The sequence below is a fragment of the Nocardia sp. NPDC050630 genome, from assembly GCF_044457245.1.
In the GTDB taxonomy this organism is placed as follows: domain Bacteria; phylum Actinomycetota; class Actinomycetes; order Mycobacteriales; family Mycobacteriaceae; genus Nocardia.
This window is the reverse complement of record NZ_JBITGN010000001.1, coordinates 798,447-820,264: the sequence shown is the minus strand read 5'-3', so window position 1 is coordinate 820,264 and position 21,818 is coordinate 798,447. Positions and strand designations below refer to the sequence as shown.

23 protein-coding genes are annotated in these 21,818 nt (G+C 65.2%); 16 read left to right on the top strand and 7 right to left on the bottom strand.

The genetic code is table 11. The annotated features are described in order from the left end of the window. Positions 1-287: 287 nt before the first annotated feature. Positions 288-890 carry a TetR/AcrR family transcriptional regulator gene (locus ACIBG0_RS03665; protein WP_397028867.1) on the bottom strand — a complete coding sequence of 201 codons (603 nt, stop codon included), beginning with the start codon at positions 888-890 and terminating at the stop codon, positions 288-290. A gap of 84 nt (positions 891-974) precedes the next feature. Here ACIBG0_RS03665 and ACIBG0_RS03660 point away from each other — a divergent pair, with 84 nt between their 5' ends. Both ACIBG0_RS03660 and ACIBG0_RS03655 read left to right on the top strand, forming a co-directional pair. Beyond that, positions 975-1,949, top strand: coding sequence for a zinc-binding dehydrogenase (locus ACIBG0_RS03660; protein ID WP_397028865.1), 975 nt, complete (start codon positions 975-977; stop codon positions 1,947-1,949). A gap of 43 nt (positions 1,950-1,992) precedes the next feature. Further along, entirely contained in the window at positions 1,993-3,408 is a 1,416-nt protein-coding gene (locus ACIBG0_RS03655) for an FAD-dependent monooxygenase (RefSeq protein WP_397028863.1), read from the top strand. A gap of 1 nt (position 3,409) precedes the next feature. Here the strand turns inward: ACIBG0_RS03655 and ACIBG0_RS03650 are convergent, their stop codons facing one another. Beyond that, a complete protein-coding gene (locus ACIBG0_RS03650; RefSeq protein ID WP_397028861.1) occupies positions 3,410-4,399 on the bottom strand; it encodes a heme o synthase in 990 nt (329 codons plus the stop codon). 305 nt (positions 4,400-4,704) lie between these two features. Between ACIBG0_RS03650 and tkt the strand changes: the two genes are divergently transcribed. The 5 genes from tkt to pgl are packed head-to-tail and all read left to right on the top strand — an operon-like array spanning position 4,705 to position 11,206. Continuing rightward, positions 4,705-6,846: a transketolase gene (tkt, locus tag ACIBG0_RS03645; RefSeq protein ID WP_397028859.1), complete on the top strand. Its 2,142-nt coding sequence runs from the start codon at positions 4,705-4,707 to the stop codon at positions 6,844-6,846. 6 nt (positions 6,847-6,852) lie between these two features. Continuing rightward, positions 6,853-7,983, top strand: coding sequence for a transaldolase (tal, locus tag ACIBG0_RS03640; RefSeq protein WP_397028857.1), 1,131 nt, complete (start codon positions 6,853-6,855; stop codon positions 7,981-7,983). 4 nt (positions 7,984-7,987) lie between these two features. Further along, the gene (gene zwf / locus ACIBG0_RS03635; RefSeq protein WP_397028856.1) at positions 7,988-9,547 is read left to right on the top strand and encodes a glucose-6-phosphate dehydrogenase; all 1,560 of its coding nucleotides are present in this window, start codon (positions 7,988-7,990) and stop codon (positions 9,545-9,547) included. After that, on the top strand, positions 9,544-10,452 hold the full coding sequence (gene opcA / locus ACIBG0_RS03630) for a glucose-6-phosphate dehydrogenase assembly protein OpcA (RefSeq protein WP_397028855.1): 909 nt from the start codon (positions 9,544-9,546) through the stop codon (positions 10,450-10,452). Before zwf ends, opcA begins: the two co-directional genes overlap by 4 nt. Beyond that, positions 10,445-11,206 (top strand): 6-phosphogluconolactonase, encoded by a 762-nt coding sequence (gene pgl / locus ACIBG0_RS03625; RefSeq protein WP_397028853.1) that lies wholly within the window; start codon positions 10,445-10,447, stop codon positions 11,204-11,206. The genes opcA and pgl overlap by 8 nt, the downstream gene beginning before the upstream one ends. Here pgl and ACIBG0_RS03620 read toward each other — a convergent pair. Next, entirely contained in the window at positions 11,203-11,976 is a 774-nt protein-coding gene (locus ACIBG0_RS03620) for an amidohydrolase family protein (protein WP_397028851.1), read from the bottom strand. The two genes, pgl and ACIBG0_RS03620, sit on opposite strands and share 4 nt — an antisense overlap. Positions 11,977-12,041: 65 nt before the next feature. Here ACIBG0_RS03620 and ACIBG0_RS03615 point away from each other — a divergent pair, with 65 nt between their 5' ends. Together ACIBG0_RS03615 and ACIBG0_RS03610 are read left to right on the top strand one after the other, a co-directional pair. Further along, positions 12,042-12,395 carry a MerR family transcriptional regulator gene (locus ACIBG0_RS03615; protein WP_397028850.1) on the top strand — a complete coding sequence of 118 codons (354 nt, stop codon included), beginning with the start codon at positions 12,042-12,044 and terminating at the stop codon, positions 12,393-12,395. A 148-nt stretch (positions 12,396-12,543) separates the two neighbouring features. Further along, positions 12,544-14,955, top strand: coding sequence for a thiamine pyrophosphate-dependent enzyme (locus ACIBG0_RS03610; protein WP_397028849.1), 2,412 nt, complete (start codon positions 12,544-12,546; stop codon positions 14,953-14,955). Positions 14,956-15,013: 58 nt separating this feature from the next. Here the strand turns inward: ACIBG0_RS03610 and ACIBG0_RS03605 are convergent, their stop codons facing one another. Then, positions 15,014-15,442: a hypothetical protein gene (locus ACIBG0_RS03605; protein ID WP_397028847.1), complete on the bottom strand. Its 429-nt coding sequence runs from the start codon at positions 15,440-15,442 to the stop codon at positions 15,014-15,016. 196 nt (positions 15,443-15,638) lie between these two features. Here ACIBG0_RS03605 and ACIBG0_RS03600 point away from each other — a divergent pair, with 196 nt between their 5' ends. The 4 genes from ACIBG0_RS03600 (at position 15,639) to ACIBG0_RS03585 (ending at position 18,431) form a co-directional block, all read left to right on the top strand. After that, positions 15,639-16,526: a Scr1 family TA system antitoxin-like transcriptional regulator gene (locus ACIBG0_RS03600; RefSeq protein ID WP_397028845.1), complete on the top strand. Its 888-nt coding sequence runs from the start codon at positions 15,639-15,641 to the stop codon at positions 16,524-16,526. An 18-nt stretch (positions 16,527-16,544) separates the two neighbouring features. Next, complete coding sequence (locus ACIBG0_RS03595) at positions 16,545-17,366, top strand: SAM-dependent methyltransferase (RefSeq protein WP_397028843.1); 822 nt, start codon at positions 16,545-16,547, stop codon at positions 17,364-17,366. Positions 17,367-17,429: 63 nt separating this feature from the next. Continuing rightward, positions 17,430-17,828 (top strand): hypothetical protein, encoded by a 399-nt coding sequence (locus ACIBG0_RS03590; protein WP_397028842.1) that lies wholly within the window; start codon positions 17,430-17,432, stop codon positions 17,826-17,828. 123 nt (positions 17,829-17,951) lie between these two features. Next, complete coding sequence (locus tag ACIBG0_RS03585) at positions 17,952-18,431, top strand: hypothetical protein (protein WP_397028840.1); 480 nt, start codon at positions 17,952-17,954, stop codon at positions 18,429-18,431. A 4-nt stretch (positions 18,432-18,435) separates the two neighbouring features. Here the strand turns inward: ACIBG0_RS03585 and ACIBG0_RS03580 are convergent, their stop codons facing one another. Next, complete coding sequence (locus tag ACIBG0_RS03580; protein ID WP_397028838.1) at positions 18,436-19,422, bottom strand: alpha/beta fold hydrolase; 987 nt, start codon at positions 19,420-19,422, stop codon at positions 18,436-18,438. A 54-nt stretch (positions 19,423-19,476) separates the two neighbouring features. On the opposite strand from ACIBG0_RS03580, the gene ACIBG0_RS03575 reads away from it, so the two are divergent. Continuing rightward, the gene (locus tag ACIBG0_RS03575; protein WP_397028837.1) at positions 19,477-20,325 is read left to right on the top strand and encodes an SDR family NAD(P)-dependent oxidoreductase; all 849 of its coding nucleotides are present in this window, start codon (positions 19,477-19,479) and stop codon (positions 20,323-20,325) included. 3 nt (positions 20,326-20,328) lie between these two features. Here ACIBG0_RS03575 and ACIBG0_RS03570 read toward each other — a convergent pair whose 3' ends face one another. Beyond that, positions 20,329-21,162 carry a LysR family transcriptional regulator gene (locus tag ACIBG0_RS03570; protein WP_397028836.1) on the bottom strand — a complete coding sequence of 278 codons (834 nt, stop codon included), beginning with the start codon at positions 21,160-21,162 and terminating at the stop codon, positions 20,329-20,331. Between ACIBG0_RS03570 and ACIBG0_RS03565 the strand changes: the two genes are divergently transcribed. Both ACIBG0_RS03565 and ACIBG0_RS03560 read left to right on the top strand, forming a co-directional pair. Further along, positions 21,142-21,441 (top strand): hypothetical protein, encoded by a 300-nt coding sequence (locus ACIBG0_RS03565; RefSeq protein ID WP_397028834.1) that lies wholly within the window; start codon positions 21,142-21,144, stop codon positions 21,439-21,441. The genes ACIBG0_RS03570 and ACIBG0_RS03565 overlap by 21 nt on opposite strands. A gap of 9 nt (positions 21,442-21,450) precedes the next feature. Further along, complete coding sequence (locus tag ACIBG0_RS03560) at positions 21,451-21,588, top strand: hypothetical protein (RefSeq protein WP_397028832.1); 138 nt, start codon at positions 21,451-21,453, stop codon at positions 21,586-21,588. On the opposite strand, the gene secG is transcribed toward ACIBG0_RS03560, so the two are convergent. Further along, positions 21,575-21,808 carry a preprotein translocase subunit SecG gene (secG, locus tag ACIBG0_RS03555; RefSeq protein WP_062991810.1) on the bottom strand — a complete coding sequence of 78 codons (234 nt, stop codon included), beginning with the start codon at positions 21,806-21,808 and terminating at the stop codon, positions 21,575-21,577. The two genes, ACIBG0_RS03560 and secG, sit on opposite strands and share 14 nt — an antisense overlap. Positions 21,809-21,818: the final 10 nt, after the last annotated feature.

The following is a 21,818-nucleotide window of genomic DNA, read 5'->3' as shown; positions in this document are numbered from 1 at the left end:
GATCGACGGCACAGCCGCAGCGAGGCCATAGGACCTCGCATCCACTATCCGACGGCACGATCGGCATATCCGCATCCGGTGCGGCTGTGGAACGGTGACAACGCTCGCCAACCAGCGGTCGATCGTCGTCGGTATGGACGGATCGCCTATCGCGGCCGCGCGGTGGGCGGTGGGCGGCCGAGATAGCCGCACGACAACATGGATTCGGCCAGCCAGAACCGGCTACACCACGCACGGTGCCCGACGATCATTTGCCGTGATCAGAATTGATCCCGGGCTCGGCCGGGTCAGTAGTCCCGTCCGGTCAGACCACGGTAGATGAACCGCGTCAGCCCCTCGATCGCCTGCTCATCGGTCAACGCGACGGTGCCGTCCTCGACCAGCGCCAACATGCCCTGGGCGACCTGGAACATCATCGCCAGACTGGCATCAACGCTGCTCGGCAGACGTAATCCCTTGTCGGACAGGCCATCCAGATGATCGGCGATATCCGCGCGCTGTTCGACCCCGAACTGTCCGAGCATGCGAGCGAAATCCTCGCTGACGATCGCAGCCTGAGTGATCGCACGCAGGACCGGCGCATGTTCCCGCGAGAAGGTCCAATACCCCGCGACGTGATACCGCACCGCCTCCGGATCACTGAAATCGGATTTGTGATCGGGCTGCTCCGCGCGCTCGTCTCCCGCGCTCGCCAGATCGTTCAGCAGCGCCTGGAGTAGCTCCTCCTTGCTCGAGAAGTGGTTGTAGAACGACCCGGCCGCGCGCCCCGCGGCGGCGGTGATGTCGGTGATCTTGGTGTTCCAGTAGCCGCGTTCGGCGAACACCCGCCGCGCCGCATCCTTCAGTGCCTTTTCGGTCTCTGCGGACTTCTCCCGGCGACTGGACGTCATTCACACCACCTCCTTGACAGGAAAACCTACCAACCTCACACTGAATTCAGATTCAGTGAATTTCAATTCAGATTGGCGAATATCATGAAAGCAGCAGTTCTGAGCAACGCCGGTGGAGTTCCCGTATACGGCGACTTCGATGAGCCTCAGGTGACCGAAGGTCGGGAACTGGTCGAACTGGTGGCCGCGGGCATCCACCCGATCGTTCGATCGCTGGCCGCCGGTACGCACTACGGCAGCACCGACGCCTACCCCCTGATCCCGGGCCTCGACGCGGTGGCACGCACCGCCGATGGCGCCCTCGTCTACACCGGTTTCGTGCAAGCCCCCTACGGCACGCTGGCCGAACGTATGGCGGTGCCCACCCGGATGCGGATTCCGCTCCCGACCGGCGCCGATCCCGCACGAATCGCCGGTGGCCTCAACCCCGGATTGTCCTCGTGGCTGGTCCTGCGTGAACGCCGCGACACACTGCCCGACCAGCAGCTCGGCACCGTGCTTATCCTCGGTGCCACCGGCGCCGCCGGGCTGCTGGCCGTACAGAACGCCTTCGCGCTGGGCGCGAACCGGGTGATCGCTGCCGGACGCAATCCATCGGCACTCGAGCGGGCTGCGGGATTCGGCGCGAACACGGTCACGCTGCAGGACGACAAGGACGCCACCGCGTCGGTGCTGTCCGAAGCCATCGGCACCGAGGCGCCGAGCCTGGTGCTCGACTATGTGTGGGGCGCACCGGCCGAGGCAGCCTTCGCAGCCCTCGGACGCCAGGGCCTCACCGAGGACGACGCGGATATCGCATATCTCCAGATCGGCTCCATGGCAGGTGCGGAGGCGGCCATTCCGGCGGCGCTGTTGCGCAGCCGGCGCATCACGATCTCGGGTAGCGGAGCCGGATCCCTGTCCGTGCAGTGGATCCTGGCCGCCATCCCCGAATACACGCAGTTGCTCGCCGACGGCCGATTGGACACCGCGGTGCAGGAGTTCCCGCTCTCGAAGATCGAAGACGCCTGGGCCGCCGCGCAATTCGGCGTCACCCGAGTGGTCGTGGTCCCGGATTGATCCATCGACGTATAACACCAAAACAATTCAGTACGGAGCTATCGTGCACACGCAAGTACTCATCGCAGGCGCCGGACCCACCGGCCTCACCCTCGCCATCGACCTGGCCCGCCGCGATATCCCGGTGCGGATTATCGACCGGGCCACCGAATTCTTCGCCGGATCGCGCGGCGACGGCATCCAGCCACGCACGCTGGAAGTTTTCGACGACCTCGGCGTACTGAATGCGGTTCGGCGGGCCGGATCGCCGACACCGGTAATCCGTGTGTACTCCGGCGCTGAATTCGCGGGCGAACATCGGATGGCCGAACCGGTGGAGCCGACGCCCGCGGTCCCCTACCCCAACCCCTGGATACTCGGGCAGTCCCGGACCGAGGCGATCCTGCGCGATCGGCTCGCGGAATTCGGTGTGCGGGTAGAACTCGCCACGGCGCTGGTCACTTTCGAGCAGGACGAGACCGGAGTCAGCGTCGAGTTGGCACACGACGGCCTCGTCGAGACGCTGCGTGTCGCCTATCTGGTCGGCGCGGACGGCGGCAAGAGCACGGTCCGCAAGACGCTCGGAATTCCATTCGAGGGCACCACTGACGATTCGATCCGCATGTTGCTGGGCGATGTCAGTGCCGACGCACTCGATCACGACTACGGCTACTGGTTCGCCGCCGCCGGTCGGCCGATGGAGGGAATCATATTGTCCCCGTTGCCCGGTGGCAGCCAGTTCCAGTTCGGCGCGCCATTGGACTCCGACGCCGAGCCCACCCTCGAGGTGCTGCAGGACTTCGTCGACCGCTATGCCGCAAATCTGGATATCGTCCTCACCGATCTCACCTGGGCAACGGTGTGGCGGCCGAATATCCGTCTGGCGCAGCGGTTCCGGGCGGGCCGGGTACTCCTCGCGGGCGATGCCGCGCATGTACATCCGCCCACCGGCGGACAGGGTATGAACACCGGTGTCCAGGACGCCTACAACCTGGGCTGGAAGCTCGCCGCCGCCGTCGGGGGCGACGAATCACTGCTGGACAGCTACGAATCCGAGCGCCGCACGGTAGCCGCACGGGTGCTCGGCATCAGTACCGATCTGCTGGACAAGCTGATCGACGGTGCGCACGACGCCATGCAGCGCGGCGAGGAGACGCGTCAACTGGATATCAGTTACCGCGATCCCGCCGACCACGGCGTGCTCGTCGCGGGTGATCGCGCACCCGACGCACCGGTCAAAGATGCCGAAGGGCGGCCGATTCGACTGTTCGACCTGTTCCGCGGACCGCACGCGACCCTGCTGTCATTCGGCGAAACCGACGTACCGTCCGAACCCGGTGTCGAGGTCTATAGGGTGATCCGCCCAGGCGCCCAGGCGACCGGACAATACGTTGTGGATGTCGACGGTCACGCGTTCGCCGCCTATGCCGCGGTCGACGGCACCACCATACGAGTCCGGCCCGACGGATATCTAGGCTGACCTACCCGAAGAAGCTGCCGATCGTGTCCCATCCGAGCACCGAATCCACCGCCAGACCACAGAAAACCACGGCCAGATAGTTGTTGGACTGCAGGAACAGTCGCAGCGGCTTCACCGACTCACCGCGTCGCACTCCGGAGTACAGCTGATGCGCCATGAGCAGGAACCATGCTCCGGCCACCAGCGCGACGGCCGCGTAGACCACACCGGTCGCGGGCACCAGCGCGAGAGTGGTCAGCACGGTGAGCCAGGTGTAGATAACGATCTGCTTGGTGACGGCCTGCTCGGTGGCCACGACCGGCAGCATCGGCACACCGGCGGCCCGGTAGTCCTCCTTGTAGCGCATGGCCAAGGCCCAGGTGTGCGGCGGTGTCCAGAAGAAGATGACGCCGAACAGCGCGATCGCGGGCCAACCGATATTTCCGGTCGCCGCCGACCAGCCGACCAGCGCGGGCATACATCCGGCCGCTCCGCCCCACACCACATTCTGCGAGGTCCGGCGCTTCAGGCCGAGGGTGTATACGAAGACGTAGAACAGGATCGTCGCGACGACCAGGAGTCCACTGAGCAGATTTGCCTGCCACCACAACCAGGCGAAAGAACCGATGCCGAGCGTCACCCCGAAGACGAAGGCGTGTGAGGTCGGCACGGCCTCCCTGGCCAGCGGCCGCTTCGCGGTCCGCTTCATCACCTTGTCGATATCGGCGTCGGCGACACAGTTGAGCGTATTGGCGCTCGCGGCACCCATCCAACCGCCGAACAGCGTGGCCAGGATCAGTCGGATATCGACGTGGCCACGATCGGCCAGCAACATCGTCGGAATCGTCGCGACCAGCAGCAACTCGATGACGCGCGGCTTGGTCAACGCGATATAGGCGAGCGGTCGCCGCAGTAGTCGGGACAGCAGGCCATCGCCGGTCAACCGGTCGGCCAGCGCCGTCGCGGAGGAGCCGTGTGCGCCATTGCCACCCGGCTGTTGCCCAATCCGCACTATCTCTCCTCGCACGCTGTGCATCGCATCCGGCATGTACCACTACCGCGCTCCCCCTGCTCTAGCTGGTGCGAGGCGGCAACTACTACAGACGATGGTAGACCCAGCCGCACAGCCTTCTTTCCATAGCCCCTCGCTCCGGCACCCTGTCGCAGCGATTCGACACCCGGACTAAGCCGGGTTCGTCACATGCCGGTCACCGGGCACATCTAGGGTAGTTGGGGTAAACCGGTTCGCATTCCACAGCTGCCGTGCGTGCACCCTGCGCCACCGTCGACGAAACCAATGTCAGGAGAACCTCGGTCGTGTCAGTCACAGACGACATCCGCGCCCTCACTCAGCCGAACCACCCGGACGACTGGACGGATCTGGACACCAAGGCCGTCGACACCGTTCGGGTTCTTGCCGCCGATTCGGTGCAGAACGCCGGAAACGGGCACCCCGGCACCGCGATGAGCCTCGCACCACTGGCCTACACGCTCTATCAGCGCACCATGCGCCTGGACCCGAGCGATCCGAGCTGGGTCGGCCGCGACCGCTTCGTGCTGTCCTGTGGTCACTCCAGCATCACCCAGTACATCCAGCTCTACCTGGCCGGATACGGTCTGGAGCTGAACGATCTCGAGCATCTGCGCAAATGGGGGTCGCTCACCCCCGGCCACCCGGAATTCCGCCACACCGACGGCGTCGAGATCACCACCGGCCCGCTGGGCCAGGGGCTGGCCTCCGCGGTCGGCATGGCCATGGCGGCGCGGCGCGAGCGCGGGCTGTTCGATCCGGACGCCGCGCCGGGCACCAGCCCGTTCGACCACTTCATCTACGCGATCGCCTCCGACGGTGATATGGAGGAGGGCGTCACCTCCGAGGCATCCTCGCTGGCGGGCACCCAGCAGCTGGGCAACCTCGTCGTGATCTACGACGACAACAAGATCTCCATCGAGGACGACACCACCATCGCCTTCACCGAGGATGTCGCCGAGCGCTATCAGGCCTACGGCTGGCATGTGCAGGTGGTCGAGGGCGGCGAGGACGTCGTCGCCATCGAGGCGGCGCTGGCCGCGGCCAAGGCGGAGACCGGCAAGCCGTCGATCATCGTGCTGCGCACCATCATCGGCTACCCGGCCCCCAACAAGATGAACACCGGCGCCGCGCACGGCGCCGCGCTCGGCGCCGACGAAGTGGCCGCCACCAAGAAGATCCTCGGCTTCGATCCGGAGAAGAACTTCCAGGTCGACGACGATGTCATCGCGCACACCCGCAAGGTCATCGAGCGCGGCCAGCAGGCACATGCGGCCTGGCAGCAGCAGTTCGACGCGTGGGCCGCGGCGAACCCGCAGAACAAGGCGCTGTTCGATCGGCTCGCCAAGCGTGATCTGCCCGCGGGTTGGGCCGCGAATCTGCCGACCTACGAGCCGGACCCGAAGGGAATGGCCACCCGCAAGGCCTCCGGCAAGGTGCTCGCCGCGCTGGCGCCGGTGCTTCCCGAGCTGTGGGGCGGTTCGGCCGACCTCGCCGAATCCAACAACACGACCATGCCCGACGCGCCGAGCTTCGGTCCGGAATCGATCTCGACCGGTATGTGGAAGGCCAACCCGTACGGCCGCACCCTGCACTTCGGTGTGCGCGAGCACGCCATGGGCGCGATCCTCAACGGTATCGCCCTGCACGGCCCGACCCGTCCGTACGGTGGCACCTTCCTGGTGTTCTCCGATTACATGCGCCCGGCAGTGCGCCTGGCCGCGCTGATGCGGGTGCCCGCGATCTACGTCTGGACCCACGACTCCATCGGCCTCGGCGAGGACGGCCCGACGCATCAGCCGATCGAACATCTGGCCGCGCTGCGCGCGATTCCGGGGCTGAACGTGGTCCGCCCCGGCGACGCCAACGAAACCACCTACGCCTGGCGCACCATCCTCGAGCGCGACAGCAGCGAGCACACTTCGCACTTCTCGGTCTCCGAACCCGCCCACCAGGACGGACCGTCCGCACTCGCGCTGACCCGCCAGGACCTGCCGATCGTCGAGGGCACCAGCTACGAAGGTGTCAAGAGGGGCGGCTATGTGCTGGCCGAGGCGTCCTCCGGTACCCCGCAGGTAATCCTGATCGCGACCGGATCCGAGCTCCAGCTCGCGGTCGCCGCCCGCACTACGCTGGAGGCGCAGGGCATCGGCACCCGCGTGGTCTCGATGCCGTGTGTGGAGTGGTTCGACGCGCAGGACAAGGCATATCGGGACGAGGTGCTGCCGCCGGCGATCGCCGCTCGCGTGGCCGTCGAGGCCGGTATCGCGATGCCGTGGTATCGGTTCACCGGTGATGCGGGTGAGATCGTGTCGATCGAGCACTTCGGTGCCTCGGCCGACTTCAAGACCTTGTTCCGCGAGTTCGGGATCACCGCGGAAGCCGTTGTGGCTGCCGCGCAGCGCACGCTGGAAAACGTGAAGGGATAAGAGCTCATGGCACAGAACGAAAACCTCGCCGCCCTCTCGGCCGCCGGCGTCTCGGTGTGGCTCGATGATCTGTCGCGGGACCGGATCCAGTCCGGCAACCTGGCCGAGCTCATCGAAACCCGCAGCGTCGTCGGCGTAACCACCAATCCGACCATCTTCCAGGTCGCCCTGAGTCAGGGCCACGCCTACGACGGCCAGGTGAAAGAGCTTGCCGCCCAAGGCGCGGATGTGGATTCCGCGATCCGGACCATCACCACCGACGATGTGCGTGCGGCCTGCGATGTGCTGGCCGTGGCCTACGAGGCCAGCAACGGCGTCGACGGCCGGGTCTCCATCGAGGTCGACCCGCGTCTGGCCTTCGACGCCGACCAGACGGTCGCGCAGGCCATCGACCTGTGGAAGACGGTGGACCGTCCCAACCTGTTCATCAAGATTCCGGCCACCGAGGCGGGCCTGCCCGCGATCACCCGGGTGATCGCGGAGGGCATCAGCGTCAATGTGACACTGATCTTCTCGGTCAAGCGCTACCGCGAGGTGATGGGCGCCTATCTCGATGGTCTGCGCAACGCCAAGGCCGCCAGCCATGATCTGGCCAAAATCCATTCGGTCGCCTCGTTCTTCGTCTCCCGGGTGGACACCGAGATCGATAAGCGACTCGAGGCGATCGGCACGCCGGAGGCGCTGGCACTGCGTGGACAGGCGGGTGTCGCCAACGCGCGCCTGGCCTACGCCGAATACCAGGATGTCTTCGACGGTGGTGCGCACACCTCGACCTACAACCATCTGGCCGCCGCCGGTGCGAATCGGCAACGACCGCTGTGGGCTTCGACGGGTGTGAAGAATCCGGAGTACTCCGACACGCTGTATGTCACCGAGCTGGTGGCACCGAATACGGTGAACACGCTGCCGGAAAAGACTCTGGAGGCCGTCGCCGATCACGGCGAGGTCCGTGGCGACGCGGTCAGCGGTACCGCCGCCGCCGCGCAGGAGATCTTCGACAAGCTCACCGCGGTCGGTGTCGACCTCGACGACGTGTTCGAGGTACTCGAGCGCGAGGGTGTGGAGAAGTTCGAGAAGTCGTGGGAGGAGCTGCTTTCCGCCACGGCAGGCGAACTGGCCAAGACCGGGGATAACTGACCCGATGGCCGGCACTCAGACGAATACCTGGAAGAATCCGCTGCGCGAAGAGCGGGATAAGCGAGTTCCCCGCATCGCGGGACCGTGCAGCATGGTGATCTTCGGCGTCACCGGCGATCTGTCCCGGAAGAAACTGATGCCGGCCATCTACGATCTGTCGAACCGGGGGCTGCTGCCCCCGGGCTTCGCACTGGTCGGCTTCGCGCGCCGGGACTACGCGGACGAGGATTTCGCGGGGGTTGTGCTGGACGCGGTGAAAGCGCACGCACGCACCCCATTTCGGCAGGAGGTCTGGGACCACCTGGCCGAAGGCATCCGATTCGTGCAGGGCTCCTTCGACGACGATTCCGCCTTCGCTAAACTCGCCGATGTGTTGGCGAAGCTGGACAAGGATCGCGGCACCGGCGGCAATCACGCCTTCTACCTGTCGATTCCGCCGAATATGTTCCCGGTGGTGCTCGATCAGCTCTCCGAGCACAAACTGGCCCAACCGACGAAAACCGATGGCGAGGGCCGCAAGCCGTGGCGCCGGGTGGTGATCGAGAAACCGTTCGGTCACGATCTGGACAGCGCGGTCGAACTCAACGCATTGGTCAACCGGGTGTTCCCGGAGGAGACGGTGTTCCGCATCGATCACTATCTCGGCAAGGAGACGGTGCAGAACATCCTGGCACTGCGCTTCGCCAACCAGCTCTACGAGCCGATCTGGAATGCCAATTACGTCGACCATGTGCAGATCACCATGGCCGAGGACATCGGATTGGGTGGGCGGGCAGGCTATTACGACGGTATCGGCGCGGCCCGCGATGTCATCCAGAACCACCTGCTGCAGTTGCTCGCGCTGACTGCCATGGAGGAACCGATCAGCTTCGAGCCCAAACAGCTGCAGGCGGAGAAGATCAAGGTGCTCTCGGCGACCAAACTCGTCGAGCCGCTCGATGAAACCACCGCACGCGGACAGTACGCGGAGGGGTGGCAGGGCGGCGAGCATGTGGTCGGACTGCTCGACGAGGAGGGTTTCGACCCGCAATCGCGCACCGAGACCTACGCGGCGATCACCCTCGAGGTCGACACCCGACGATGGGCGGGTGTGCCGTTCTACCTGCGCACCGGAAAACGCCTGGGCCGCAGGGTGACCGAGATCGCCGTGGTGTTCAAGCGGGCCCCGCATCTGCCGTTCGACCAGACCATGACCGAGGATCTCGGGCAGAACGCACTGGTCATCCGGGTGCAGCCCGATGAGGGCATTACCACCCGGTTCGGTTCGAAGGTGCCGGGGTCGAGCATGGAAGTGCGCGACGTCAACATGGATTTCAGCTACGGCGAGGCGTTCACCGAATCCTCCCCCGAGGCCTACGAACGCCTGATCCTCGATGTGCTGCTCGGGGTGCCGTCCCTGTTCCCGGTGAACGCGGAGGTCGAATTGTCCTGGCGCATCCTGGATCCGGTGCTCGAGCACTGGGCCGCCGACGGTAAGCCCGAACAGTACGAGGCGGGCACCTGGGGTCCGGCCTCGGCTGACGAGGTGTTGGCACGCACCGGGCGCGAATGGCGGCGGCCATGATCGTCGATATGCCGCAGACCACCACCTCTGAAGTCACCAAACGCCTGGTTCGCCTTCGGGAGAGCAATGGTGTGATCACCATGGGCCGGGTGCTGACGCTGGTCGTGTGCACGCTGGACAGCTCCGAGGCCGAGGACGCCATCGACGCCGCCAATGACGCCAGCCGCGAACACCCCTGTCGCGTGGTGGTTTTGGCGCGCGGCGATCGCGATGCCGAGACCCGGTTGGATGCCCAGATCCGCGTTGGCGGTGATGCGGGTGCGGCCGAGGTGATAGTGCTGCGGCTGCAGGGTGATCTGATCAACCACGAAAGCAGCGTAGTCATCCCGTTCCTGCTGCCGGATACCCCGGTGGTGGCCTGGTGGCCACGTGGCGCACCGGAGTTCCCGTCGAAGGATTCGGTGGGACGCTTGGCGACTCGCCGCATCACCGACGCCACCTTCGCGGCCGATCCGCAGGCGACGATCAAGAAGCGCCTCGGCTCCTATGCCTCCGGGGATACCGATTTGGCGTGGAGTCGCATCACCTATTGGCGTGCGCTGTTGGCGGCCGCCATGGACGAACCGCCGTTCGAGCCGGTGGATTCGGTGACCGTCTCCGGACTGCGCGACGAACCCGCGCTGGATATGCTCGCGGGCTGGTTGGCCGCCCGCCTCGACTGCCCGGTGCGTCGTCGTTCGGGTGCGTTGCGGGTGCAAGTGCATCGCCCGACGGTATCGATCGCCATCGAGCGACCACAGACCGGACGCACCGCGACACTGACCCGCACCGGTGACCCGGATCAGCGAATCGCATTGGCGCGCCGGGAAACTCGCGACTGCCTCGCCGAGGAACTGCGACGGCTGGATGCCGACGAGATCTATGCCGAGGCGCTCGCCGGAATCGAGAAGGTGATCTATGAGTGAGCGCGCGAACTTCCCCGCGAACACCGTCGAAGTATACGACGACACCGAGGCCTTGATTGCCGCCGCGGCCGCGCGATTCGTCGCGGTCGTGGTGGCCGCACAGGCGGCGCGCGGCTCCGCATCAGTGGTGTTGACCGGCGGTGGGACCGGGATCGGACTGTTGGAATTGGTCCGCAAGACACCCGGCGACATCGACTGGTCGCGGCTCGATGTGTTCTGGGGCGACGAGCGATTCGTGCCGGCGGGCGATTCCGAGCGCAATGATCTGCAGGCACGGCAGGCGCTGCTGGATCATGTGTCGGTGGACCCGTCGCGGGTGCATCCGGTCGCCACCTCCGATGGTGAGTATCCGGATCCGGTCGAGGCCGCCGCCGAATATGCTGCGGCAGTGCACGCGCACTTGGCGGAATACGGGGCCTTCGATCTGCATCTGCTCGGAATGGGCGGTGAGGGACATGTGAATTCGCTGTTCCCGCATACCGATGCGGTGCGTGAACAGCACGAACTCGTTGTCGCGGTGCCGAATTCACCCAAGCCGCCGCCGGTGCGGGTCACGCTGACGCTGCCCGCGGTGCGGCACAGTCGCCATGTTGTGCTGGTCGTCGGTGGTGCGGCCAAGGCCGAAGCCGTTGCCGCGGCGGTGGCGGGTGCGGATCCGGTGGAGATTCCCGCGGCGGGTGCCGTCGGGTCGGAATCCACTACGTGGCTGTTGGATCGGGATGCCGCCGCGGCATTGCCGAGTACCGCGAGTTAACCCAGCAGTTCCCGCGCGGTTGCGCCGAGGACCAATTCGCGTACCTGCGGTGAGCGGGTGGCGCGTTCGACGGTGGTACGTGCGATGACCGGGTCGCCGTAGGGGGCATCCGAGCCGAACAGAGTGCGCTCGGGAATTTCGGCTATGGCCAGGCGCACCGCGAAAACGATACTGGCAGTGGATAGTTCGAGGTACATATTCGGGCTGTCGCGGACCAGTTCGATCGCGTCCATCCAATGCGCTCCGCCGAGTTGGGAGACCACGAGCGGCACGCGTGGATAGCGGCGTGCGAGGTCGGTCATGGTGCGCAGGTCGGCGGCGGTCGTGGGCGCTGCGCCGTGTACGACGACAGGGAGTCCACCCTGGTCGGTGGCGGCACGGAGTACCGGCTCGATACGCGCGGCCTGGTCGGGCGGCGGGGTCAACTCTCCGATGCCGCACATTCCGCGCCCGACTACCTCGCGTTCGACGAGCGCATCGGCATCGGGTGCGTCGAGCGGCACCGAGGCGAAGCCGATGAAGCGGTCCGGGTAGGCGTCGAGGGCGGCGTCGAGTTCACGCCGTGCCGTTTGGCGACCGAGGGCAGCGCTACCGGCTAGCGCCTGCGTCAGCAGGTCCATCTCTGTGCGGAGTTCGGTCAGGGTTCCGGCCCGTTCCGGATGCGGTCGGGTCATGAAGAGGACGGTCTTGTCCACGCCCGCCTCGTCGAGTAGCGCGATGTGGTCGGTGAGCGGGTCGTGGACGTGGCTGTGTGCGTCGATGATCAACATTTCTCCTGACGGAATCGAGTTGCGGACTCGAGTGTTGATCCCTGACACCGTGGGAAGGTCAAATCATGCTGATCGGTGAGCTGGCGAGCCGGACCCGCACCAACGAGCGGCTGCTGCGGTATTACGAGCGGGTCGGGCTGCTGTCGGCCGAACGCCGCCACAATGGGTATCGCGAGTACGACGCGGCTGCCGAACAGCGGGTCGGACAGATTCGCGCATTGCTCGCCGCGGGACTCTCGACCCGGGTGATCGGGCAGCTGCTGCCGTGCGCTGTCGACGATGGCAGGTTACGGGCCTGTCCTGGCGTATTGCCCGCGCTGCGGGATCGGCTGACAGAGTTGGACCGTCGGGCCGTCGAGCTCGATGTCGCTCGCGATCTGCTGCGACGGACGATCACGCAGACCGAGCGGTCCGGCTGATGCCGTGCCCGACCGAGCCGATAAATACGCGACTCGACACCGCAGTTCTCGGAGAAATTTCTTGCAATCACCGAGATGGTCAGAATATTTTCTGAAATCGTACCGGAATCGACTTCCTCGAGCAGCGTCCGTCGGAGATGATCACAGCGTGACCGAACAGCGAGCCGACCTCGAGGAGCGGTTCCGTGCCGAGATATCGGCGCTGGAGCCACAGCCGAGCCGTCCCGTCGATCAGCCGCTCGATGGTGTCGGGCTCACCGGAGCCCAATGCCTGGACCTGTTCGAATCACAGGCGACCAGTAGGCATCTCGATCTCGCGGCACGCCGATTGGGCAGCGCCAAGCGCGGCTATTACAGCATCGGATCCGCCGGACACGAGGGCAATGCGGCGGTCGCGGCCGCCCTGCGCACCACCGATCCCGTGCTGCTGCACTATCGCTCCGGAGCATTCTTCGTGCACCGGGCCAGGCAGGTGCCGGGTCTCGATCCGATCCGCGATGTGCTGCTCGGCGTGGTGGCGGCGAGCACTGAACCGATATCGGGCGGCCGTCATAAGGTTTTCGGCAGCAAACCGGGCGCGGTGATCCCACAGACCTCCACCATCGCCTCACATCTGCCGCGCGCTGTCGGACTCGCCTTCGCGATCGAACGCGCGGCCCGGCTCGGCGTCGCGTGCGAATGGCCGTCGGATTCGGTGGTGTTGTGCAGTTTCGGCGACGCGTCGGCCAATCACTCCACCGCCGCCGGCGCCATCAATGCCGCGATTCACACTGCGCGCCAAGGGGTTCCGCTGCCCCTGCTGTTCGTCTGCGAAGACAACGGCATCGGCATCAGCGTCGCGACCCCGCCCGGCTGGATCGAACAGTCCTACGGCATTCGCCTCGGTCTGCAGTATTTCGACGCCGATGGCTGCGATCTCCTCGACGCCGCGACAACCGCGACCAAGGCGGTCGACTGGGTGCGCGAACACCGCAAACCCGCCTTCCTCCACCTGAGCACCGTACGGCTCATGGGACACGCTGGATCCGACGTAGAGTCCGCCTACCGCAGCCCCACCGATATCGCCGCCGACCTGCGCCGAGACCCGGTGATCGCAACCGGTCGCCTCCTGGTCACCTCCGGCCTCGTAGCCCCGGCCGAAGTCATCGCACGCTACGACGATATCGGCGTCCGAGTCGCCGCCGTGGCCGAATCGGTGTGCCGCGAACCGAAGTTGACCTCCGCCGCTGCGGTGATGGAACCGTTGGCCCCGCTACATCCGGACCGGGTGCGGGCCGATGTCTTGCGTCGAGGCCCGCTCGGGTCTGGTGTCGCCGGCGAGCTCGGCGATGGCCGACGCGACGCGCAGCCGGCCAATGCCGAGCGACGGGTCGACAACAGTTCCTCCCGCACGAGTACGGTCTCTCGCGACAGTGAGGCGGTCAGAACATCAGCTCGGGTACCGCAGACGGTCGACACCATCGTTCGCGACGTCGCGATGAGCGGCACGACCGCCCACGACCCCCACAAGGGCCGCCGGGCCATAGCGGAACAAACAGTTGCACAAGACGATTCGGTGACGCTGGCGCAGGCGATCAATCAAACGCTCGCGGCACTGCTCGACCGCGACAACGACGTCCTGGTGTTCGGCGAGGATGTCGGCCGCAAAGGCGGCGTATACGGCGTCACCAAGGGCCTGCAGAAACAGTTCGGAGTGCGGCGTGTCTTCGATACGCTGCTCGACGAACAGAGCGTGCTCGGCACGGCCCTTGGCGCCGCACTCGCCGGATTCGTGCCGATTCCGGAGATCCAATATCTGGCCTACGTGCACAATGCCGCCGACCAATTGCGGGGTGAAGCCGCCACACTATCGTACTTCTCACAGGGGCAATACCGGAATCCGATGGTCGTGCGCATCGCCGGATACGGCTATCAGAAGGGGTTCGGCGGCCACTTCCACAACGACAATTCCATTGCGGCACTGCGCGATATCCCGGGCCTGATCATCGCCTCCCCCGCTCGCGCCGATGACGCCGCGGCCATGCTGCGCACCTGTGTCTGCGCCGCTCGCGTCGACGGCCGCGTCTGCGTCTACCTCGAACCCATCGCCCTCTACCACACCCGCGACCTACACCGTCCCGGCGATAGTGCCTGGCTCGCAACACCTTCCGATTCCGACCACATCGCCATCGGACGTGCCCGCGTCTACGGCGATGGCACCGACCTCACCATCGTCACTTTCGCCAACGGCGTGCCCATGAGCCTACGGGTAGCCCAACGCCTCGCATCTCACGGTATTCGAACTCGCGTGCTCGACCTCCGATGGCTATCCCCGCTCCCTCTCGATGACCTTCTTCACCACGCCAACGCCACCGGCCGAGTCCTCATCGCCGACGAAACGCGCCACACCGGCGGCGTCTCCGAATCCCTCTGCGCCGCCCTGATCGACGCCGGTTTCAACGGCCCAATAACCCGCGTGACCAGCGAAGACTCCTTCATCCCGCTGGGCCATGCGGCCAGCACCGTCCTCCTCGACGAACCCCGAATCGAAGCAGCAGCCAGCAAACTCGTCAACCGCTGAACTCACGCGGTACTCGCCAACCCCTCGAATCGGCGAGTACCGCGCGCCCGATGGTCGGCTATCGCCGCAACCGCAGTACCGCTTCCAGAATTTCGCGCATCGACGGCCGAAACCCGGTGCCTGGCTCGTGGATCCACCGTCGAAACCCGCGTCGCTCATCATCAGGAGACGGCAGCACAATGCATTTCGACGCAACGCCGATATTCCAGCGCAGCAGCGCGGGCGTCAGACTCTCCGGACATGGCCCGGAGGGTCCGGTCAGAAAGGACCACCGCCGTGACGCAGGGTGCTCGATCACCGGCCCCAACTGCCCCTGCTGATCGGCAACGAATTCCGTTGCCAGCCCCGAGGGCATCACCACCGCACCGACCGATCCGGTCTGCACGATGATCCGCGTCTCGGCCTCGGGCATGATCACCGCGGGCAGTCCCAGATCACGTTGGTAGTGCCGGCAGCGTTGCGCGGTTGTCTCTGCGCTACTTGGCATTTCACACCATCCGACAATCGTTCGTGGCTGTCGTCATCCGACACCCCCTCTGCCCCCGCGACGCAGTGGATGGTCCTCGATGACGCCCCACCGCCTCGGCGTGCCGTGATATCTTTGGTGTGGTAATGCTAGCGTGATTATCACGCTCCAGGTAGTGAATCGGATGAGTCGGGTCGGGCCGATACGCTGGGGAGCCATGGGAACTCGATTGCGGACCGCGCGAAAATTGTTGCTGGGACGCGAAATCGAGCACATGGTCCGCACAGCGGGCGTAAGTCAGACCGAAGCCGGGAAGATCATCGAGTCGACCCAGAGCCGTATCAACCAGTTGATCAATGGAATCGGTGCCATCAGCGTCGGTGATCTCGAACTTCTCACGACCACATTGGGTTTCACCGACCCCGGTTATATCGAGACGCTCAAAGAACTGCGCCGCGACAATCACAAGCGCGGATTCTGGACCACCGGCCACCGCCGCGCCTACGTCGAGGATCTGCGGCTACTCGTCGATCTGGAGGCGCATGCCAGCCTGTTGCGCACCGCTGAGGCAGAGATCATGCCGGGGCTCATCCAGTGCGAGTCCTACATTCGCGCACTACACGAGCCGGTCGCGACGGCCGGCGTCACCGTCGAGGAGTCGGTGCAGGCGCGGCTGGCGCGGCAGCAGGTGCTGATCGAGGCGGACCCACCGCAGTTCCGCGCGATCCTGTCCGAATCCTGTCTACGCCGCGAATACGGCGGACGCGAGGTGATGCTCGAACAACTCGAGCATCTGTCGAATCTGTCCAGACGACCCAACATCCTGATCCAGGTGCTCCCATTCACCGTCACCACACGCGGGGCGGGGATGGAGGACCGCTACACCCTGGTACGGGTGCCGTCACCGGGTGCGGCGGGCGATCTGGAGATGGCGATCGTGGAGAGTCAGGGCGATATCCGCTACATCGATGACAAACCCGCGGTGGCCGCCCGCGAAACGGTATGGTCCCGGCTCAGCGCCGCCGCTCTCGGCGCCGAGGACTCCCGGAAATTCATGGAGCACGTCGCACGATCGTTGCGCCGCAAGACATTCAGCAGCAGTTGACGAATCAGGAGTACCCGGATGTCCGCCGACTTCGAGCCCCGCGAAATTGATGCGAGCCGACCATCCGCCGCCCGCATGTATCACTACTATCTGTCCGGGGAAGCCGTCTTCGAGGTCGACAAGATCTTCGGTGAGCGACTGTTCGAAATACTTCCATTCCTCGATGTGTGGGCCCATCACAATCGCGGATTCCTGCGCCGCGCAACACGATTCATGGTCGAGCAGGGTATCCGGCAATTCCTCGATATCGGTTCCGGACTACCCACCGTCGGCAATACACACGAGGTTGCGCGGGAAGCCGCGCCGGATTCGCGCGTGGTGTATGTCGACAACGATCTGGAAGCGGTCAATCGTGCCCATGACCTGCTGCTGCACGGCGATGCCCTCGACAACACCGCCATCATCGAGGCCGATCTCCGTTATCCCGACCTGATTCTCGACCACCCGGATACTCGTCGGCTGATCGACTTCGAGCAACCGCTCGGGCTCTTGATCGTCAGCGTCTGGCCGTTTGTACCCGATGCCGCCGATCCGCCCGCGCTGATGGCGCGACTGCGCGATCGACTCCCCTCGGGCAGCTATATCGCGATGACCCACGTGTCCCTGGACGACGCCGGGCCGGAGATCAAGCAGCAAATGGCCGCTGCCGCCGCACTCTATGACGAAACCTCCGATCCGGTGACCCTGCGCACCCGCGCCGCGTTCACTGCGCTCTACGACGGACTGGACCTGATCGAACCCGGTATCGCCTACGCACCGGACTGGCGTCCGGACCAACCGGTCGACCTGGACGATAAGGCGCGGCCGTGTAATTTCGCCGCCGTTGGCTATAAGGCTTAAAGGACTAGCGACGGGCCTGCCAACCCTGCGCGACTCCTGCTCCACCTGTTGAAAGGACATGCAATGACGCAGCCCACCTTCACCGTCGCCGAATTCCGCAAGGCGACCTTCAGCTCGCCCAACCAGAACTGCGTGTGCGTCGCACGTAGGAACGGGTGGACCGCGGTATGGGACGACAAGCTCGCCGACGAGCGCTACACGCCCGAAATGTCATTGCCCGACAACGAACTGCTCGTCTTCACCGACGATCAGTTCGACGCCTTCCAGGTCGGTATGCGGGCGGGTCGCGTCGAGGATCCGCATCTGGCGATATCGCGCCGCGACGGCGGATATGTTTTCCAGGCCGCCATCCCCCAGCTGATCGCAGGCGTGGAACTACGCTTCGACGAGGCCGAGTTCGACGCCTTCCGGCAGGGTGTGCTGAACCACGAATTCGATGGCGCGCGATTCATCGCCGCCTGAGTAACCTCCCGATAACGCCGACGGATCCGACACGCGGTGGCCCGCTTCCCGTGAATCGGATTCGGCGGCGTGACCGAGGAAATACAGTGGACATACGGTGACCAGCGGCGAAAGGGCACGGCTATGACCACGATGTCCATGCTCGGCGAGGTACGACCCGAACACGATCGGGCGATCGAGGAAGGCCGGGTGCTCCTGCACTTTCTGCGGTCATTCCGCATGCCTGTCCTCGACGTATGGTCCGCATGCGTCGAGCTCCGGCAATTGGATCGCTGGTTCGGCAAAGTCACCAGCGGCAACGGCAACCTGACCATCGAACCGTTCGACGGACCGGTCCCCGGCCCCATCGCGATCCGCGTCGAAGACTGCCGCGCACCACATGACCTGGTGATCCATATCGACGGCGGCATCCTCGAACTGCATATGACCCAGGTCGGCGTCGTCACCAATCTCGAACTGATCCGCCGCCACGTCTGCCCGGCCGAGGCCAGCTCGGTCGGCCCACGCTGGCAGTACCTGCTGGACCGCCTCACCGCCTACCTGGACCGACGCCCCCTCCCCAGCTGGGCCGACTACCCCGAATTGACCAACGAATATCGTTGAAGGGTCATTGTGTGAGAGCTGGATCCGCGACCAGGTCGCGAAGGTGAGTGGTGATCAGCGTATTGACCTCGTCGGTGCGTTCCCACTGCACGAGGTGACCCGCATCCGCGATCTTGGTGACGGCGCGCAGGTCGGGAACGTTCGCGCGCAGAGTCGCCAGCGGATCGCGGCCGCTGAATCCCTCCATATCCGGGTCTCGGTCGCCATAGAGGAAATACGTCGGAACACAGATCTCGGCGTCGGCGAATTCGGCGGTGAGTTCCCAGTTCCGATCGAGCACCCGGTACCAATTGAGGCCGCCCGTGAAGCCGGTGCGCTCGAAATCCCCTGCCAGAATGTCGAATTCGGCGGTGGAGAGCCAGCGCCACGGCAGCGGTGGCGCCTCAGGTAGAACATCGAGGTAGCCGGTGCCCGCCGCGGGAAAGCGCCAGGTGTCGAGGTAGTGATAGTCGGCGCTGAGCGAATAGTAGACGCGAGCCAGGAATTCCCTTGTGCTCCCGCCCAATTCAGCATCGGCCACACCGGGTTTCTGAAAATAGTCCAGGTGCAGAAAGTGGCGCTGGGCGGCCTTTGCCCACAACTGCGATGGCGCGCGCGGCGGGCGCGGGGCGAACGGATTATTGAGCACGATGACACCGCTCACCCGCTCGGGCACGCGCAATGCCAGCTCCCACACCAGCGCCGCGCCGAAGTCCAGGCCGACGAACACCGCCTGCTCGGCATCCATGTCATCGAGCAGGGCGAGCAGATCGCCGATGACGGCGCGGTTGCTGTAGTCCTCGATATCGGTAGGCACATCGGTACGCCCGTATCCGCGCAAATCCGGCGCAATGGCCCGGTAACCCGCTGCGGCGACGGCCGCGAGTTGGCGATGCCAGATGAACCAGGTATGCGGAAAGCCGTGGCAGAAGATCACCGGATGACCCTCGCCCTGTTCTGCGACATGCATGCGAATGCCGTTGCTCGTCACGAACCGATGGATCAATTCCACTACGGCCTCCAATAGCTAGAACGTGTTCTTGTTTCACGGTAATATCCCGGGATCGTGAACGGAATACCTCAGGCCCTAGGCGGCCGAGTCGCGGTGGTGACCGGCGCGAGCCGTGGCATCGGCAAGGGCATCGCGCTGGAGTTGGGTGCGGCGGGCGCCACCGTGTACGTCACCGGGCGCTCGGCCGTACCGGGACGCCTACCGGGAACCGTGCACGCGACCGCGGCCGAGATCGACCTGCTCGGCGGTGTCGGCGTTCCGGTTGTCTGCGATCATCGCGACGACGATGCGGTCGAGCGACTATTCGAGCGGATTCGCAACGAGCACGGCCGCCTCGATGTGCTGGTGAACAATGTCTACAACGCCCCCGCCGCCGCGCGTTGGCTGGGCAAACCGTTCTGGGAGGTGCCGCCACAGGCCTGGGATGAGACCTTCGACGTCGGCGTCCGATCACATTATGTCGCAAGCGTTTTCGCGGCTCCCCTGCTGATCGAGTCGGCGGGCTTGATCGCCAATATCTCCTCCCCAGGTGCCGAGCGCTATATGCACAACGCGGTATACGGCGTCGCGAAGGCCGCGCTGGACCGGCTCACCTCGGATATGGCCGATGATCTCGCCGATTCGGGCGTCACCGTGGTCTCGCTCTGGCCCGGCATCGTCGATACCGAACTGCTGCAAATGGTGCCACGCGATAAGGACGGCCGCCGCGTCGTCACGCTGCCCGGCGAGGGCGCCTACGACCTCGACAATGCCGAGTCGCCACGCTTTCCGGGTCGCGCCGTCGTCGCACTCGCCGCCGATCCGGACCGCTGCCAACGCTCCGGATCGGCTTGGCGCATAGCCGATCTCGCCGAAGAGTACGGATTCACCGACGTCGACGGCCGTATCCCACGCAACGACTGAGATTCAGACGAGACTCAGGAAGCGCTGCACCGATCGCAACGGCGTCGGCTTGACCCGCCAGGTCAGATAGATACGCGAGCGCGGCGCATCCACGATGTCGAGATAGACCACGCCCGGATGCGGTGCCCGGGTGCGCGCCAGCACCGGCACGATCCCGATACCGCGTTCCGCCGCGACTAGTTCGATCCATTCGTCGAAATTCGTACAGGTGATGACGGCGCGATCCGGATCGGGCGAATCCCACGATTCGGCATTGGTCGTGCCGGAAACGGTATTGGCCACCAGTGGATAGTGCGCGAGATCGGCCCAGCGCACCTCGACGGCGTTTGCCAGCGGCGAATGCACCGAAACCGCCAGCACCCGCTGCTCCGAATCGATTTCGCGGGATTCGAGATGGTGCGGCAGCCAGATATCGTTGCGGTGGATCGCGATATCGATCGAGCGGTCGTCGAGTGCCGCCATCGGATCCTCCACTCGGCGCAGCGCAATCCGGCCGCCCAGCGCCTCGAAGCGAGTGCGGATCGCAGCGAACCAGGCATCGGGCAACAGCCAGGAGAATCCGACCTCGATCGTGGCGCGCATGCGCAGATCCGCCTTGACGGTCTCGATATCGCCGATGATGCGCCTGCTGTGGTCGAGCAGTTCGGCTCCCTCGTCGGTCAGCTCGAAGCGCCGGGATGTGCGCTCGATCAACCGGCATTCGACCACGCGCTCCAACTGCTGGATGGTTCGGGTCAGCGCGGGCTGGCTCAGGTTCAGCCGGGCGGCGGCGCGGGTGTAATTCGCTTCCTCGCAGAGCGCAAGGTACGCGCGCAGGTGCCGCAGCTCGATATCCATGCGTCGAGCGTATACATGGCGCACAGCAAGCATTTCGCAGGTTTCTCAGTGGAGAATGCCGTCGGATCCTGTGCGGTCCTTTGCAGCATGGCCACGAATCGCTGGACGCCCGCTACCGTCCTGGTGCTCGCGCAGTGCGCGTCGTCGGCGCTGCCCGACGAAGACCATGTGGGTGCGATCTTCGCAGCGCCGCTGTTCGGCGTGACGTTTCATGGCGATCTACATGCTCGCGATCCAGATCGGCACCGAATTGACCGCATCGGGCCGCGGCGACACTAGCCTCGGGCCATGGGGCCGGCAGATGTGGGGTCCACTCTTCACACCGGTAATCGGCAAAGCTATGCGATGGTCTTCGTCATCGCCACCCTCACAGTGACGGCGACGGCGCCCGCCGTCATCGTCGCCGAGCAAATCAAGCGAACTTGATCTCCAGGCCGATACCGAGAATGGCGATGAGCCAGATGAGGCCGGTGAAGATGGTGATGCGGTCGAGGTTCTTCTCGACGACGGTCGAACCCGAAAGGCTGGACTGCACACCGCCACCAAACAAGCTGGACAGACCTCCACCCTTGGCGCGGTGCAGCAGCACCAGCAGCACCAGCAGCACGCTGGTGATGATCAGGAGGATATCCAGGAACATCCGCATGCCGGACAGT